Source organism: Bacillus sp. THAF10 (assembly GCF_009363695.1).
Taxonomy (GTDB): domain Bacteria; phylum Bacillota; class Bacilli; order Bacillales; family Bacillaceae_I; genus Sutcliffiella_A.
This window is the reverse complement of sequence record NZ_CP045403.1, coordinates 3763070-3777556: the sequence shown is the minus strand read 5'-3', so window position 1 is coordinate 3777556 and position 14487 is coordinate 3763070. Positions and strand designations below refer to the sequence as shown.

Sequence of the window (14487 nt, the reverse complement as noted above, 5' to 3'; positions counted from 1 at the left end):
ATGCATTTATCGGTAATTTGCTTATAAAGCTACATAGAGCTGAAAAAACACAACCAAAAATTTTGATCCTGCCCAAGGAAAACAGGAATACTTCTCTGCACTCCCGGGTATACTATCTATACCGATGCAATAGCAACAACAGCGCACAAAACAAGAGAATGTTTCAACCACCGCCAAGACGCAGGTACCGTCTGGCGGCTTTTTTGTGTTGGAAAAGAGGGGATACTGGGACACAGGTGGAATGTCCCTATTAAAGTTCGGCAGAGATATGGCCAAATACCTTTTTTAACGCGAGTCAAGTTGTCGGCAGAACCCACTATTATCTCTTCGCGGAAGCATCGAAGTGGGACGAGGGACCTGTCCCCCTGTCTCTCAGGGACCTAACGCGAGTCAAGTTACCGGCAGAACCCACCATTATCTCTTCGCGGAAGCAACGAAGTGGGACGAGGGACCTGTCCCCCTGTCCCCCATAAAATTTTGAAAAAATAAAGAAAATTAAGTATAATGGAAATTAATTCGTAAAACGAAATAATAGGGGGATCACACACGAGATGACACAGACTTTTGATTATCAGAACAATCCTTATCCATCCCAGCGCAACACGGTTTTCGCGAAAAATGGCATGGTGGCGACGTCTCAGCCGCTTGCTGCACAGGCTGGGCTCGACATTCTTAAAAAAGGCGGAAATGCCATTGATGCGGCCATCGCAACTGCAGCCTGCCTGACAGTCGTGGAGCCAACATCCAACGGAATCGGCGGAGACGCATTTGCGCTTGTTTGGACAAAGGGGGAGCTTCACGGACTTAACGCTAGTGGGCCAGCACCGCAGTCCATCAGCATCGAAGCGGTAAAGGAGCTTGGCCACGACACCATGCCTAAGCTTGGGCTCATTCCGGTCACCGTTCCAGGCGCTCCAGCAGCGTGGGCAGAGCTTTCCAAGAAGTTTGGCAAACTACCACTCTCCGAAGTTCTAGAGCCAGCTATTGAATACGCGGAAAAAGGCTATCCCGTTTCACCAACACTCGGGAAGTACTGGAAATCAGCGTACAATGCATATAAAAAGCATGGCACAACGGAAGAATTCACGCACTGGTTTGACACCTTTGCACCAAAGGGACGCGCGCCAGAAGTTGGCGAGATGTGGGCATCCCAAGGTCACGCGGATACACTCCGACAAATCGGCGACACAAATGGGGAGGCCTTTTACAGAGGAGAACTTGCTCAAAAGATTGCCGATTTTTCCAAGCAACACAACGGTTTTATTACATATGAGGATCTTGCAGCCTACCAGCCGGAGTGGGTGCAGCCAATAAAAGTGAATTACAAGGGCTATGACGTGTGGGAGATTCCACCGAACGGACAGGGAATTGTCGCGCTGATGGCGTTGAATATGCTCAAGGACGACACGTTCACAGAGCGGGACAATCTCGAAACCTATCATAAGCAAATTGAAGCAATGAAACTGGCATTTGCCGACGCCAAGAAATACGTGTCTGATGCAACAACGATGACGCATACATCCGAAGAGCTGCTTTCTAGTTCTTTTGCAAAAGAGAGAAGAGATTGCATCACGGACATGGCGTTGACTCCTGAACCAGGTACACCGCCAAAGGGAGGAACGGTTTATCTCGCCACTGCGGATGGAGAGGGGAACATGGTGTCCTTTATCCAAAGCAACTACATGGGCTTCGGTTCTGGGGTGGTCGTGCCAGGTACTGGAATTGGGCTACAAAATCGCGGGCATGATTTTTCACTTGATCCAGAGCATGAGAACGCTCTGGCACCAGGAAAGAAAACATACCATACCATTATTCCTGGCTTTCTCACCAAGGGAGGAGAAGCGGTCGGTACTTTCGGCGTGATGGGCGGCTATATGCAGCCACAGGGTCATATGCAGGTTGTCATGAACACCGTTGACTTCCATTTGCACCCTCAAGCTGCCCTTGACGCCCCAAGATGGCAGTGGATGGAAGGCAAAAAAGTGCTCGTCGAACATCACTTCCCGCAGCACTTAGCTCAAGCACTCGCTCGAAAAGGCCATGACATCCAAGTCACCCTTGATGGCGGAAGCTTTGGACGCGGCCAAATTATTTGGCGCAACCCAGAAACCGGTGTCCTCTCGGGTGGCACCGAACCTCGCACAGACGGCAGCATTGCATCATATTGAGGAGGATAGAGGACGGTTCATTCGAATCGTCCTCCCGTCCCAAAGGAGGGAACATAACATCATGAAGCAACGTGACATCTTTCTTGCATTTTTAAGGGTGGGGATGCTTGGGTATGGCGGAGGGCCTGCGAGCATTCCGCTTGTACATAAGGAAGTGGTAGGGAAGTATAAGTGGCTGTCAGATGAGGAGTTTTCGGACATATTGGCCATCGCGAACACGCTACCAGGACCAATTAATACGAAAATGGCCGGCTATATTGGCTACCGAGTGGCTGGTTATGCGGGGATGCTGAACGCCATCCTCGCATCCACTCTGCCAACGATTGTGCTGATGATAGTCTTACTCACCACGCTCGCGAGCTTTAAAGATCAAGCGTGGGTGCAAGGCATGACAAAAGCGGTGTTGCCGGTAGTCGGTGTGATGCTGGCCGTGTTAACGTGGGATTTTTTCACAAAATCAAAAAAAGAACTTGGGTGGATGTGGGCGCTTGTCTTACTAGTGGCAAGCTTTCTCGTCATTCAACTGCTTGGCGTGCATCCAGGTATCGTCATTGGAGTTCTTTTAGCGACTGCTCTATTGAAAAAAAATAACACCGAAAAAGGGGAGGTCAAAGCATGATTTATTGGGAGATTTTCCTCGCCTTTTTCATCCCAGGGATTTTAGGCTACGGTGGAGGACCAGCATCGATTCCCCTTGTCGAAGAGGAAGTGGTACATAACTATGGCTGGCTGACGGTTTCAGAGTTCAGTGAGGTACTCGCGCTCGGAAACGCCCTGCCTGGTCCCATTGCCACAAAAATGGCCGGCTATATTGGCTATGAACAAGCTGGAATTCCTGGGGCAGCCGTTGGTGTATTTGCAACCGTTGCGCCATCGTTAATCCTGATGATTGCCCTGATGAGTGTGCTGTACAAATTCCGTGACTCCCCGAAAGTGAAGCGGATGTCCAACTACGTGCGACCAACCATCGCTCTCCTACTCGGCGTCATGGCGTATCGCTTTTTTGCCGAATCCTACCAAGCGAGCGGCACCATCCAAACCGTAATCTTGATCGTCGCGAGCTACCTACTACTTGAAAAATGGAAAGTGCACCCCGCCTATGTCATCGGCGGCGCACTTGTATATGGAGCGGTATTGCTATGAGGGCATGGGGACGGTTCTCCTGGTTCATTCGAAGCACGAATGAACCGCCAGAACCGTCCCCCCGCCCCAAACTTAAAGGAGGACGCAAGCATGACTAGAAAACTACTATTAACAGGCTTTGAGCCATTTTTAAATTTTACGATCAATCCGACAGAGGAGATTGTAAAGGAGCTAGATCAGCAGGTGATTGGCGAGTATAAGGTGGAGAGCCGTGTGCTACCTGTAGATTTCACGGAATCGGAGAAATTGTTGCTTGCGTATATGGAAGAGGTGCAGCCGGATGCGGTGGTCTGCCTTGGACTTGCTGCGGGACGTGCTCACATCACACCAGAGCGAATCGCCATCAACTGTAAGGATGCTGGGGGCGCGCCAGATAATAATGGAGTCGTTCTACAGGATACACCCATTAACCAAGATGGCCCGGATGGCTATTTTTCCACGCTGCCAATCCGCGCGATGGTCAACCATTTAAACGAAAATCACTATCCTGCCAAAGTGTCTAACACCGCAGGGACCTACCTTTGCAACAACGTCATGTATGCAGCACTAAACCACTATGCAGCAACAAAAGCAGAGGTACCAGCAGGCTTCATCCACATCCCAGCCTCACACCAGCTTGCCACCCAACTCACCAACACCCCGAGCTGGTCTCAGGCTGACTTAACAGCTGCTATGAAGCTAGCAATAGAAGTAATGTAAAGGGCAGGGGAGGGCTCTCCTCAATGAACCGCGAGAACCCTCCCCCTTTCTTATAAATCAATTCTTTTCTCACCTAGTTTTTTGAGGTGTTCGTCATGTGTAACCATGATAATGGTTTTGCCTGATTGGTTTAATTCTTGGATATGATGAATGACCACACTAGCGTTATGGCTGTCTAGGCTTCCGGTTGGTTCGTCAGCCAAAATGATGGTGCATTTTTTCATGAATAGGCGTGCAATCGCGATCCTTTGCTGCTCGCCGCCAGAAAGGGTGTAGACCTTTCTTTTTTCATACCCACTCAACCCGACTTTGTCCAGCACCTCTGCTACCGTGACAGCATTTCGATACTTTTTATCAATCATTAGGATGTTTTCTTCGACAGTTTTATTGTCCACTAAAGCGAAATTCTGAAAAAGAAACCCGATTTTTTCGCGATACAGCCTTAAAATATCCTTATCATTCAATAAATCCAGGTCATCCACCGTAATGTTGCCAGAGTCCCACTGCTCAATGCCGCCAATCATGTTTAGTAGAGTCGTCTTACCGCTTCCACTTTTCCCACTAAAAATCACAAACTCTCCTTGCTCAATCGTACAGCTAAAATCCTCAAAAAGAACCCGATTCTCAAACCGTTTGGTTACATTATCCATTTTTATCATTTACATACCGCCTTTTAAAATCCGTGGGATACTGATTTTTTCATATTTTTTTATGAACAAGGAAAGAATGAAACCTGTATTGAGGAACACTAGGCCGCTCGCGATGACCACGTAAAAGAAAGAGAAGCTTTGGAAAACCCACTTTCCAGCTATGGCGGTACAAACCCCAACAAAAAAGGCGCCAATTAACAATCGAAACAAAGCCTTATACCTCTTCATAAGTGTTTTCCCAAATATCTTATCCACCGCAATCTCCACTGCCCGTGAATCAAAATCCATCTTCAACACAGAAGTTAACGAAATATTAAACAAAATCATCATCATGATACTTAAAATCACATTGATGACGAGTATTAAGACTTTCTCTGCCTTTTTCTTCAGATAGAGCTCCTCAATGTTATTTTGATAAAACACTTCATTCTCGTAACCGATCGACTCAATGAAGCTACGAAAATCACTTTTCTTATCAAATTTCACTAAAGAATTAAAAACAAACCAGTTAAAGTCTATGCTCGGCAAAGTACTGTGAGTATCAACGATTATAATTGGATTTTCTTTGTAATTGTCCGCCAGGTTGTCCATGTTAATATCATGCACGAGGAAGGAATAGGAATCCTGGATGGTAATGACCTCAAGGCTCTCTACATTCTTATGTAACAAAAAGCTTATTTCATCCGTTTCCGTTCCATCATATATCCCCATCTGTGATAATTCTTCCTCAGTGTAGCGAGAAATAAGATAATAAGTATCCTCTTTAAATTCCTCTGGTTGTAGCCCTAACTGTTTGACCTCAGCCTTGGCATACTTATTCAGATAGACAATAGGATCCTGCGCAGTTCCAATAGAGGAGGAAATCCCGCCATTATTGGCAAAGTCGAAGGAAAGATGCATGTTATATGTATCAAGATTTTCGTTATAAAATTTCCCCGCATACTCTTCGTCCGTTTCCATATTCGTCGTTTCTGAATAGTCTTTGAAAAAGAAAACAACATTATCGTAATCAAAGAACTGCTCCCAGCTTTTCTGCTGATTGATCGTTCGAGTCGCATCGTGGATGGTTTTAAAAGTAAACGTCAAAATTAATATAGACGTGATAGAGATGACGGATAAAACGAAAAATGCAAACAACTTATAGCCAAAAGTATAGGAGCTACGTACAAACGTCTTTTTTACATTCAAGTTAAAAAGAAGCAGATAGAAGCTATTTGATAATAGTAAAAGTAAGACCACTGCTGCAAAAGATATGTAGGCAAACTTATAGGATTCCGTGATGGCTGAAGTGAACAGCATTCCGATCATCGCTGCACAAGCGATAGTCCCAGAGTTACTGACTACCAATGGCAACACAACCTGCTTCATATTCGTGCCATTTAAATAGCGTATCAATGCTTCCTTTTTAAAATTACTAACTTCAAAGAAACTATATATCAGGATAATAGAAAAAATAAAAATCCACGCTGCTGACAGGAATAAAGGTGCATCGTTGGAATAGCTATTGTCATATGGCTTACTCATCCCGTATTTGTCATTGGTTGCAGAGCGCAATTTCTCGACATTTTCCTTCGTCCCAAACACTAAATAGTTTGTTTCATGAATGTCCGTGATGTCTTCGAAGTCTTTGAAAATAATGTCTCTTTCCCCACTAATGAAGGAGCGGAAGAAGGCGTTGTCTTCCGTTGAAAGGATCCGGTTTTTAATATAATCCTTGTTCTCATCGCTAGCATACACCGTATAAGTTGCTGAATTTTTAGAGGTGACCTCCGTTGTAGCAACATAAATCCTAAGGTTAAATTCATCACTATACTTCTTTAAATCCTGCACATATTCTTCTTTAAGATTGCGATCCTTGATATCCGTTTCATACCTGTAGTCACTTTCAAACACCTTGCCATCCAAATAGTAAATATACGAATCTCCAACTATCGTAAAAACAATGAAAAAAAGAAACGAAAAAAATGCGAGCTTTTTCTTATTTATCATGGCCATAGCTACTCCCTAAACATCAATGATGAAATATTCAGACACTTACTTAATTTTAATATTTGTTTGCATTTTTGTAAACTTATTCCAATGTGTTGTGCGTTAAAACTACATGAACCGCCAGAGTAGCCCCCATGTCTCAGGTACTAATACAACTCCATGACGGAATACATTTTTAGAGTGTGAAAAAACCAAATGGAGGAATCAACATGAGAAGACTTCTGTGGTTGCTTTTGCCTCTTTGTCTTGTGTTAGTTGCGCTGTCCGCCTGTACTAGTGATCCGATTCAGGAGGATTTATTAACCTATGTGAACGAGGATTTGCAGAGTGTCAGTGAGATGGAGCTAGAGGCGATTGATTCTTACGACAGCGTATCTGGAGATAATTATACGGACGACTGGACCATGTATGAAACCATCGATTCCATCACCATCCCCGCCTATGAAGAATTCATTGCAAAACTCGAAGACATTAAGCCTAAAACCGAAGAACTCCGCGCCATTCATAACCTCTACATCGAAGGCAGCAACGCGCAAATGCAAGGCTTCAAAATGATCCTGGTCGCCATCGATCTCCAAAGCCATGACAAAATCTTCGAAGCTAACGAAAAGCTAGATGAAGGCCGCACCAAAATACGGCAATTCCAGATTGAACTCGAGGACTTGATGGAGGAGCATGAGGTCGAGTTTGAGGAGGAGGCAAAGCAGTAGAGAGTGTGGTTTGGAACGCAACAGAAAGGACCGAGGCAGCCGTTGCGTGTCAAAGTTACCTTTTTCCGCAAACTCCCTCATGTAAATCCGTCGTTTTCCTGTTATAAATAAAAGTAGCTCTGTGCCACTAAAGCACGGAGCTTTTCTATTGTTCATTTGAGATGATTTCTACTTTTTCAGTACTTCGCAGAGGTGGTTCGGAATCCTCTTGATCTCCATCCCAAAAAACTGCAACCTTCATACCAATTTTTAACGTATCAGCGGTTTCAGCATCCACATAATAATATGCACCACCGTTTTTCTTATAAAGCTCCTCCCAAGTGGCATCAACCAAATCCTCTCTAGTTGCGTCTGGAATGACCAGGATTTGTTTCCCATTCATATCAGCAATGACACCCTCAATCCTTTCCTCAGAAGGTGTATTCTTCTCCATTGATGCTGAATTACCAGACTGTTTATCTAGACCGCAAGCACTCAAAAGCAACAGAACAACCAAAATCAAAACAGCTCGCAACTTACTCCCCCTTACCTTATTTAGCCCTTAACATATGAATAGCTTCGACACATACATAGTTAATCCTCTTTTGTAAGGAGAGGGGACGGTTCACCTACCCCTTTTAAATGCCCCTGTAACTTTTGTACTAGTACAGAAATTCTCTTTTCAGATGTAGTTGACTTAAAGGGTAGGCTTGCTTCATAATCTAGTTATTAGAATTATTACAATATTCTGTCTTAGTACAGAGTGGCAAGGAGGATGAGGGTGTCGCATATTTAAAGCGCTTACAAGAAAGGGTGCAGGTAGGATGTTTTTTTTCTTTTTTATAGCAGTTACGGGGGTATGCATTTTTTTGGCGATTAAGAAGCAACGGCCAGTGCTGTTAGGGGTTCCCATTGTCACGTTGGTTACGTATGCAGTCGTTCAAATTGCTTTAGTGCCCGTACCATTTCTCGACACAGTAAAATTTATTTTCAGTCTTCAATAGGGTTTGGGAGCATCCGAACCTTCCGCAACAACCAAATTCGCCAAAGCCAAAGGAGGGCAACTCTTTGAAAAAAATTGATAAGTCGGTCGCTGATGCGTATTTTCGCGAAAAGAACATGTTTATTATGATTTATCTCGTTATCTGGTTAGGTGTATCATTTGGCATCGCTCTTTTTGCAGAATCCCTGCAATTCACTATTTTCGGAGGCTTCCCGTTTCATTATTTTATGGGAGCACAAGGCTCGATCCTCGTTTTCATTATTCTTTTATTCGTAAATGCAAAAGTCAGTGACAGAATTGATAAAAAATACGGCATTGATGAGGAAGCAAACGAAGTACTTAGCGCAGGAAAAACACTCGACCATTAATTTCATTCCATAGAATCCGCATTTGATAAATAGACCTATTTAAAGGGGGATGTACGGTTGGATAATCAGTTCATTGTCTCATTATCAATTATTCTAGTTACTTTCGCACTTTATATCGGAATTGCCATCTACAATAAAGCTAAACAAACCTCTGATTTCTATGTAGCGGGACGCGGCGTTCCACCAGTCTTTAATGGTATGGCGATTGGTGCGGACTGGATGAGTGCGGCTTCATTCATTGGTTTGGCCGGGACCATCATGCTCCTTGGCTATGACGGACTTGCATACATAATGGGGTGGACGGGTGGTTATCTTCTATTAACCTTTCTTTTAGCTCCACAGCTTCGAAAATCTGGACGCTACACGGTCCCTGAATTTATCGGAGACCGTTTCAACAGTCACTCGGCGCGTGTTATTGCGGCGCTATGTACGATCATCATCAGCTTTACCTATTCCATTGGACAACTCTCGGGTTCTGGGGTAGTTATTGGCCGTTTACTAGAAGTAGACGCAAAAATTGGAACCCTTATCGGAGTGGTCCTCATTGCCTTCTACGCAGGGTTTGGTGGAATGAAGGGAATTACCTGGACTCAGGTGGCGCAATACATCATCCTCATCATTGCCTACCTCATTCCGGTTATTTTCATGAGCTTGCAGCTTACAAGTAACCCACTTCCATGGCTTTCTTATGGGAAAATTGTTGAAGAGATGGGGCAGCTCGACAGGGAACTTGGCGTATCGGAGTATTTCGCGCCATTCACAAACGGAACCAAATGGCAGTTCCTTGCGCTCATGTTTACCCTCATGGCTGGAACAGCGGGACTTCCGCACGTAATCGTCCGTTTCTACACCGTATCCACGATGAAAGCTGCGCGTTGGTCAGGTGCTTGGGCACTACTTTTCATCGGATTACTTTACCTCTCTGCTCCAGCATATGCAGCGTTCTCTCGCTTTATTTTAATGACGAAAGTGGCAGGACAACCAATCAGCCAGCTTCCTTCCTGGACAGAATCATGGGTGAACACAGGAAAATTAAAAATTGCAGATACCAACGGCGATGGCATCCTCCAATGGAACGAGCTCATCATCGCAAACGATATTGTCGTTATGGCAACACCTGAAATTGCCAACCTTGGCGTTTTTATCATCGGTCTTGTCGCAGCAGGCGCAATGGCAGCAGCTCTTTCTACAGCAGGCGGATTAATGATTTCCATTTCATCCTCCTTTGCACATGATATTTACTACCGAGTTCTACGACCAAACGCCACAGACAAAAATCGATTGATGGTCGGGCGCCTGACGATTGTCACGGCTACCGTCTTAGCTGGTCTCGTGGCACTCAACCCTCCAGGAGCCATCACGCAAATCGTGGCATGGGCTTTCGCACTCGCATCCGGAACCTTCTTCCCAGCGCTCATCCTTGGAGTCTGGTGGAAACGGGCGAATGCACCAGGAGTTATCTCAGGAATGCTCGTAGGTTTAGCTGTCACACTAGCCTACATCTTTGCAGCAAAATTCGGCGGCTTCACCGTCCTTGGCATCATCGACACAGGCGCCGGCATTTTCGGAGCAACAGCAGCCATCATCACCATCATCGTCGTATCACTAAGAACCAAAGCACCATCCCAAAAAATCCAAGACGAAGTACTCGACCTCCGCTACCCAGAACAAATGACCTACAAAGACGGCGATGTCTGGATGAACAAATAGGGACAGAGGGACGGTTCTCTTGTCCCGGGACGAGGGGACGGTTCTCCTGTCCCAATTACAGCAATAGTGTGGGTGTGCCAGTGGCGAAACTGCTCTGGTGCCCCGCATTCTTTTTGTATATCGCCAGGCGATACGAACATAGGACTAGAGGTAACACAGCCATATCGCTTGTCGCTACGCATGTATCCGTAGCGACAAGCGATATATCACCTTACATCAACAAAGGAGTGTACCACTATGAATCTCACTCTCTCACAAACCCTCATAAACAAACTATGTCAGCTATGCGATACGCACCACTATAAACAGGACGAGATCATCCTTCGTGCCAACGAAAATCGCGAGGGTGTTTTTCTCGTGCTCTCTGGAATGGCGGAAGTAATCGGACCTGGTCACCACGAGGTTATTGAAATAATTAAGCCGCACGAACTTATTGGGCTTTCCACCATCCATCACTTTCTCCTCACTCAACTACATACCGGGCAACAAGAGGACGCGAAAATCCCTATTTATCCTGATCAGCTCAAGGCTCACCACTCCCAGCAACAAACCCAGCTTCAAGTCCGTGCACTGGACGATCTCGAGGCGCTATATCTTCCTTACACGATATTAAAAGAAAACTGGGACGAGCTTCGTGATTATATTTTAGAACAGGTTAGCTCACGCCTGCACGATGTGTATCAAGCTGTGGCAGAACATACGAGTAGCGACACAGGCGAAATGCCCACCCCTTTAAGGCAAGTTCATGAATTGATGCAAGACGCTCTCCATGTAAAAAAGAGCGACTCCATCCAAACTGTTGCAGAAAAACTTTCAGCCGATCGGCAAACAACCGCCGCAATGGTGCTAGATGAAAACAGCTCGATACTAGGAATTGTCACGATGCACGATTTTGTAAACAGGGTAATCACCACTTCACTCGATACGTCAAGCGCTATCGAAACCATCATGACCAAAAATCCCATCACCATCTCGCGTAGCGCATACTACTATGAAGCGTTGACGACCATGCTTTTAAAGGGGGTGAAGCACCTGCCAGTAACCTCTTCCAATGGAGAGCTTGCAGGACTTGTCACCCTCTCCAACCTTCTGCAGGCAAACGCGACAAGCGCGATGGTAAAAAGTAGCGAGAACATCACAAAAGCTAACGCGGAAACTTTACCAACCCTAAAAGAAAAGCTGGAAGCAACACTAGCAACGATGCTTCAACAACAGGTGCCGATTCTTACTACGCTTGATGTGATGAATACCCAGTTTGACCGACTCGTTCAGCGCTGCGTGGAGCTTTCTCTTCAAGAAATGAAGGTAGAACCCCCATCAGCATTTTGCTTTTATCTTATGGGAAGCGGGGCGAGAAAGGAGCAGTTTCTCCTAACTGATCAGGATCATTTTCTCGTTTATGAAAAGGAAAGTGACTATTTTACGGAACTGGCGGAAAAAATTGTGCGCAACCTAGAAAGGGCGGGATTCGAACGCTGTAGGGGCAATATGATGGCGTCCAATCCGAAGTGGAGGGGGTCGCTAGAAGATTGGGAAGCTCGAATTCACGGGTGGACGGTGCATTCCACTAACGACCGACTGCTACTTGCGCAAAACTTTTTCTCACACAGACTAGTATATGGAAATGATAGGTTACATCAGCAATTTCAACAGAGTATCACCAATTCCTTAGATCGCGCAAAAATTTTTCTCTATCGTCTGTCCCAGCTGGAACGGGAAAATCCGATACCCACCTTAGAACAACCGATACGCTCGATGTTCCGCCGTAACCGCAAGCAAATCGATATGAAAAAAGAGGTTCTGTTTCCCTATCACCATAGCCTGCAAATCCTAGCGCTCATGCATGCTATCACATACGGAACACCGTTAGAGAAAATCGATAAGCTGTACGAAAAAAAGATATTGTCCGCCAATTTTCAAAAGGACTTAAAGGCGTCGGTTGCTACGGTGCTTCACTACTATGTTCGAAATCGGCATACACAGTACCAGAACCAACAAGAACTCTCGTCCACTCTAAATCTAACAGCATTAACCACGCGCGAAAAAGAAGAGTTGATGCTCAGCATTCGACTAATAAAAGAACTGCAAAGTCACATGCTGTCATACTACTAGGAGGTGCCTCCAAAATATGTTCCCATTTGCGAAAAAGAATTATTTCCCGAGCAATTTAGCGGAAAATATACCGCTTTCCACACCTGTCGACAAGCTGGAATTTACCGTTTTTGATACCGAAACGACCGGCTTCAACGTGGCAAAGCATGATAGAATAATAGAACTAGCTGCCGTGAAAATTCGCAACCTGGAAGTAGAGGAAGAGAGGGCCATTCAGACATACATCAACCCAGGTCGACATATTCCGCGGGAAATTACAGACTTAACGGGAATAACCGAAGAACATGTTAAAGGAGCACCAACAGCTTTCGAGGCAATTGCTAGCCTCACCACAATGGCCGGTGGCACTTCTGCCTGCTATATTGGGCACTATATCGCTTTCGACATGCAAGCGATAAAATCTGAGCTGAAACGGGAAAATTTCACCTGGAAAAACCCGCAAACCATTGATACCCTAAACCTAATAGGCTATATCGCCCCTAGCTACGACATGCGTGACCTAGAAAAATACGCCCGCAACTTCGGCACAAGAATCTACCAGCGCCACTCTGCCCTAGGCGACGCCCTCACGACCGCCTACCTCTGTGTCGAACTCCTCCACCACTGCGCAGATCGCGGCTGCAAAACATGGGGCGACCTAATCAGAATTGGGGAGGGGTGAGGCCAATTCCAGTTCAAAAAGGAGAAAATATCATGAGTCAACCATCACAGTTACTGCGCCCACGGGCTAATACTTTAGGTGTTTTAGTGCGAGATTCGTACATACTGTTAGAGGAGCAAACAGGAAGACATTCGGGAGGAACAGATAACTTTTACAGGCCTATTGGAGGGACGATTGAGCTTGGCGAGAGATCAGATGAAACACTCATTCGTGAATATCAGGAAGAGATAAATGCGAAGATTGAGATTAAGAGTTACATAGCCTGCCTGGAGAATATCTATACAATAGAGAATGTAACAGGGCACGAAATCACGCAACTTTATGAAGTGAAATTTATGGATCATGCTCTTTATCAAAAAGAAGAGTTCCAAGTCACAGAGCCAGGAAAAACAAGCACGGCAAAATGGATTCCCCTCCAAAAAGTCCTTAACGACGAGATAATCCTATATCCTATTGGCCTAAAAGAAATCTTGCAAAAAAATTATTGACATTCCTTCCCAAACGCATATAATAATCACTAATATAAAAAAAGCGATGAAAAGAACGAGTAGCACAAACAGATGCAAAAAGAGAGTGGCCGGTTGGTGAGAGGCGCGTGCAGAGTTGGTGTGAATACATCTTGGAGCTGTGTACCGAATCTCTTGTTTAGGGAGTAGGCTACACCGGGCTGGCGGCCGTGATCAACGCCAAAGTATCGCCAGGTGAAGGTAGAGATTGCACGGTTTTCTTCCCAATCCAAACGGCCGTACTTACAGAGGAAGGCTATGCGAGTAGCTTTCAAACAAAGGTGGTAACACGTTAACTAACGTCCTTTAGGGTTTTTCCCTGAGGGGCGTTTTTTGTTTTTTGGCTCTGTTATAAGTAAATGTTGATGCGTATGGCAAAATTTAAGATTTAGCTATGGATTTGAAGTTATATTTAAACTAGAACCAGCAATTTCATTCTCTCCTAATGCTTGCACTTGTATATGGTCGTGCAAATGTTTTGGAACTTTCCAAGTCAATGAAAACTTGTTATCTTTGTCATCCTTTATGTCATATCCAATAAGTTTTCTTTCATACCATGTTTGAGTTCCTGTTGGGATTAACCAAAACAACACTGTTTCAGTGTTCAGAGCTTCAACATTGATTGTTATTTCTTTTGTTCCCTCTGGAACTGTCACCCAATTATCCTTTTCGGGAATGCTTGTATAAAACTGCACTATTTTCGGTGACGGAGGAGCATATTCTCCGTTAGCGTAAACAGATACATTAAACATTAGGGTTATTGCTAATATTGTTTTTAATATCATTAAT

Annotated in this window: 14 protein-coding genes and 1 other annotated feature; of the genes, 10 read left to right on the top strand and 4 right to left on the bottom strand. The window is 45.0% G+C overall.

Going from position 1 to position 14487, the window contains the following annotated elements; genetic code table 11:
• Window positions 1-551: 551 nt before the first annotated feature.
• The 4 genes from FIU87_RS19310 to pcp all read left to right on the top strand — a co-directional run bounded on the left by FIU87_RS19310 (window position 552) and on the right by pcp (window position 4010).
• Window positions 552-2168: a gamma-glutamyltransferase family protein gene (locus FIU87_RS19310; protein ID WP_152446089.1), complete on the top strand. Its 1617-nt coding sequence runs from the start codon at window positions 552-554 to the stop codon at window positions 2166-2168.
• A gap of 61 nt (window positions 2169-2229) precedes the next feature.
• Window positions 2230-2787 carry a chromate transporter gene (locus tag FIU87_RS19305; RefSeq protein ID WP_152446088.1) on the top strand — a complete coding sequence of 186 codons (558 nt, stop codon included), beginning with the start codon at window positions 2230-2232 and terminating at the stop codon, window positions 2785-2787.
• Complete coding sequence (locus FIU87_RS19300; protein ID WP_152446087.1) at window positions 2784-3311, top strand: chromate transporter; 528 nt, start codon at window positions 2784-2786, stop codon at window positions 3309-3311. Before FIU87_RS19305 ends, FIU87_RS19300 begins: the two co-directional genes overlap by 4 nt.
• A gap of 90 nt (window positions 3312-3401) precedes the next feature.
• The gene (gene pcp / locus FIU87_RS19295) at window positions 3402-4010 is read left to right on the top strand and encodes a pyroglutamyl-peptidase I (protein WP_152446086.1); all 609 of its coding nucleotides are present in this window, start codon (window positions 3402-3404) and stop codon (window positions 4008-4010) included.
• 50 nt (window positions 4011-4060) lie between these two features.
• Here the strand turns inward: pcp and FIU87_RS19290 are convergent, their stop codons facing one another.
• A complete protein-coding gene (locus tag FIU87_RS19290) occupies window positions 4061-4669 on the bottom strand; it encodes an ATP-binding cassette domain-containing protein (protein ID WP_152446085.1) in 609 nt (202 codons plus the stop codon).
• Window positions 4670-6649 (bottom strand): hypothetical protein, encoded by a 1980-nt coding sequence (locus tag FIU87_RS19285; protein WP_152446084.1) that lies wholly within the window; start codon window positions 6647-6649, stop codon window positions 4670-4672.
• A 209-nt stretch (window positions 6650-6858) separates the two neighbouring features.
• On the opposite strand from FIU87_RS19285, the gene FIU87_RS19280 reads away from it, so the two are divergent.
• Entirely contained in the window at window positions 6859-7359 is a 501-nt protein-coding gene (locus tag FIU87_RS19280; RefSeq protein ID WP_152446083.1) for a hypothetical protein, read from the top strand.
• A 145-nt stretch (window positions 7360-7504) separates the two neighbouring features.
• On the opposite strand, the gene FIU87_RS19275 is transcribed toward FIU87_RS19280, so the two are convergent.
• On the bottom strand, window positions 7505-7873 hold the full coding sequence (locus FIU87_RS19275) for a DUF3221 domain-containing protein (protein ID WP_152446082.1): 369 nt from the start codon (window positions 7871-7873) through the stop codon (window positions 7505-7507).
• A 533-nt stretch (window positions 7874-8406) separates the two neighbouring features.
• Between FIU87_RS19275 and FIU87_RS19265 the strand changes: the two genes are divergently transcribed.
• The 5 genes from FIU87_RS19265 (at window position 8407) to FIU87_RS19245 (ending at window position 13680) form a co-directional block, all read left to right on the top strand.
• A complete protein-coding gene (locus FIU87_RS19265) occupies window positions 8407-8709 on the top strand; it encodes a DUF4212 domain-containing protein (RefSeq protein WP_152446080.1) in 303 nt (100 codons plus the stop codon).
• Between the two features lie 57 nt (window positions 8710-8766).
• Window positions 8767-10419: a sodium:solute symporter family protein gene (locus FIU87_RS19260; protein WP_152446079.1), complete on the top strand. Its 1653-nt coding sequence runs from the start codon at window positions 8767-8769 to the stop codon at window positions 10417-10419.
• A 237-nt stretch (window positions 10420-10656) separates the two neighbouring features.
• Complete coding sequence (locus tag FIU87_RS19255) at window positions 10657-12531, top strand: DUF294 nucleotidyltransferase-like domain-containing protein (protein ID WP_152446078.1); 1875 nt, start codon at window positions 10657-10659, stop codon at window positions 12529-12531.
• A 16-nt stretch (window positions 12532-12547) separates the two neighbouring features.
• Window positions 12548-13192 carry a 3'-5' exonuclease gene (locus FIU87_RS19250; protein WP_152446077.1) on the top strand — a complete coding sequence of 215 codons (645 nt, stop codon included), beginning with the start codon at window positions 12548-12550 and terminating at the stop codon, window positions 13190-13192.
• A 32-nt stretch (window positions 13193-13224) separates the two neighbouring features.
• Window positions 13225-13680 carry an NUDIX hydrolase gene (locus tag FIU87_RS19245; protein WP_253905470.1) on the top strand — a complete coding sequence of 152 codons (456 nt, stop codon included), beginning with the start codon at window positions 13225-13227 and terminating at the stop codon, window positions 13678-13680.
• A gap of 37 nt (window positions 13681-13717) precedes the next feature.
• Window positions 13718-14008 (top strand) — a binding site (T-box leader).
• A gap of 82 nt (window positions 14009-14090) precedes the next feature.
• Here the strand turns inward: FIU87_RS19245 and FIU87_RS19240 are convergent.
• Window positions 14091-14483, bottom strand: a complete 393-nt coding sequence (locus FIU87_RS19240) for a hypothetical protein (RefSeq protein ID WP_253905469.1) — start codon at window positions 14481-14483, stop codon at window positions 14091-14093.
• Window positions 14484-14487 lie beyond the last annotated feature (4 nt).